The organism is Salinivibrio sp. IB868 (assembly GCF_001995655.1).
Taxonomy (GTDB): Bacteria; Pseudomonadota; Gammaproteobacteria; order Enterobacterales; family Vibrionaceae; genus Salinivibrio; species Salinivibrio siamensis.
In genome coordinates, this window is sequence record NZ_MUEW01000026.1 from 1 (window position 1) to 2,219 (window position 2,219).

General features: G+C 40.5%; 3 protein-coding genes. All 3 read left to right on the forward strand.

Going from position 1 to position 2,219, the window contains the following annotated elements:
* The coding region (locus tag BZG20_RS16035; RefSeq protein ID WP_077579602.1) for a hypothetical protein at nt 1–664 on the forward strand (664 nt) is incomplete at its 5' end.
* A 125-nt stretch (nt 665–789) separates the two neighbouring features.
* Nucleotides 790–1,467 carry a hypothetical protein gene (locus BZG20_RS15815; RefSeq protein ID WP_241829541.1) on the forward strand — a complete coding sequence of 226 codons (678 nt, stop codon included), beginning with the start codon at nt 790–792 and terminating at the stop codon, nt 1,465–1,467.
* A gap of 56 nt (nt 1,468–1,523) precedes the next feature.
* On the forward strand, nt 1,524–2,219 hold a 696-nt coding region (locus BZG20_RS15820), incomplete at its 3' end, for a hypothetical protein (RefSeq protein ID WP_077579604.1).

A 2,219-nucleotide genomic window follows, 5' to 3' on the forward strand; every position in this document is an offset into this window, starting at 1 on the left:
ATATAAAGGAGCCGGTTTCAAATATAATAATTTGTTAGATTGGATTTGGTCTATTTCATTCGCAGTGCTATTTCTACTTTTTCTTTGGTCTGTCATTGACGAGCTGACTGTTGATACGCCTGAGTTTTGGGTGTTGTTTTTTTTCATGGCAATGATGGTGTTGGTGTCAAGGTACCTTCTCTCACCTGATAAACACTATTGTTATCATTTGACCTCGCAGGGCGTTCATTATACAGAAAAAGACATGATCCCCGATGTTGTCTATCAAGTGGTACGTGGGTTTGCATGGGTTGGTGTTGTGGTCTGTATTATTGCCGTGTTTGTGCTCGGTCCTCTTGCGTTTGTTGGAGCTGGTGGGTTTGCGCTGATGTCGTTTGGGATGACGAACTTTCGTCCAAATGTAAACCACTCTTACATATTAATGGACGAACGTGCTATTCTGTTTGACTTGATCAACGACAATGTGCTTTCTTTCACGATTCCAGAGAAAGAAAATCTAGAATATAAACGTCGTGTATATACTCAAACGTATGAAGAAAAGCTCACCGTTGTAAATCACTTATATACTCTTTTCCCTAATTTAGAAGTTATCAAAATCAATAGAGCAAATGATCAATATAAACATTCTATCTATCAGCAGGAAGAAGAGAGCGCTGCCGAATAGGACTGTTTTTAATAATTCACCTCCATTGGAGAAAATAATGATACGCACCATTGAAATTACAGCAGGTGAATGAGCTATAAAAAACATATAGAGCCTCTAAAAGAAAAAATCTATAGTGAAAAATAGTGCATTCTTGGGAGTATAAAGGAGCCGGTTTCAAATATAATAATTTGTTAGATTGGATTTGGTCTATTTCATTCGCAGTGCTATTTCTACTTTTTCTTTGGTCTGTCATTGATGAGCTGACTGTTGATACTCCTGAGTTTTGGGTGTTGTTTTTTTTCATGGTAATGATGGTGTTGGTGTCAAGGTACCTTCTCTCTCCTGATAAACACTACTGTTATCACTTGACCTCACTAGGTATTCACTACACAGAAAAAGACATGATCCCCGATGTTGCGTATCAGGTAGTACGTGGCTTTGCATGGGTGGGTATTGTGGTCTGCATTATTGCCGCGTTTATGCTCGGTCCTCTTGCGTTTGTTGGGGCCGGTGGTTTTGCTCTGATGTCGTTTGGGATGACGAATTTTCGTCCTAATGTAAACCACTCTTACATATTGATTTCGGAGCGTACGGTTGTGTTTGATTTAGAGAACGATGGTGTTTTGTCATTCGCCGTCCCTGCGAAAGGTGTATATGCTTATTATGGTAATATATACACTATGACATTCGACCAAAAGCAAAAGTTACTCTCCAAATTACGCTTACTTTTCCCAAATGTCGAATTCGTTAAGATAAAAAGATTGAAGGATAAGTCTAAACATCCTGTTTATCACCAGGAGGAAGAGAGCGCGACCGAATAACGCACTTCAATTCGGAGAAAACTAATGACACGCACCATTGACGTGAGAGTTTAAAAATGAGCAATAGAGAGAATATAAATCCTATTAAAAAGAGTCTCTATGAGGCGGAAATCGTCCACTATTGGGAGCATAAAGGATGGGGCGGAAAATTTGCCCACCTTGGAATTTGGGGACTATCAATTTTTGCAGGGCTAACCCCTTTTTGCTTTCTATGGTTTGTAATCGACGAGCTCACTATAGACTCAATCGCGTTTTGGGGATTATTTTCTTTCATGACGATGATGGTATTAGTCTCAAGGTATCTTTTTTTCGCCGACAAGCATCGCTGTTACCACTTAACGCCTCTGGGTATTCATTACACAGAAAAAGACATGATCCCCGATGTTGCCTATCAGGTGGTGCGTGGGTTTTCATGGGTGGGTATCGTGGCCTGTATTATTGCCGTGTTTGTGCTCGGTCCTCTTGCCTTTGTTGGAGCTGGTGGGTTTGCGCTGATGTCGTTTGGGATGACAAACTTTCGCCCTAATGTAAACCACTCTTACATATTGATTTCGGAGCGTACGGTTGTGTTTGATTTAGAGAACGATGGTGTCTTATCGTTCGCTGTCCCCGAGAAAGGTGCGCATGCATACGGTGGTGATATATACACCATGACAGTCGACCAAAAGCAAGAGTTACTCTCCAAATTACACTCACTTTTTCCAAGTATCGAGTTCGTTAAGATAAAAAGATTGAATGACCAGTCTAAACAC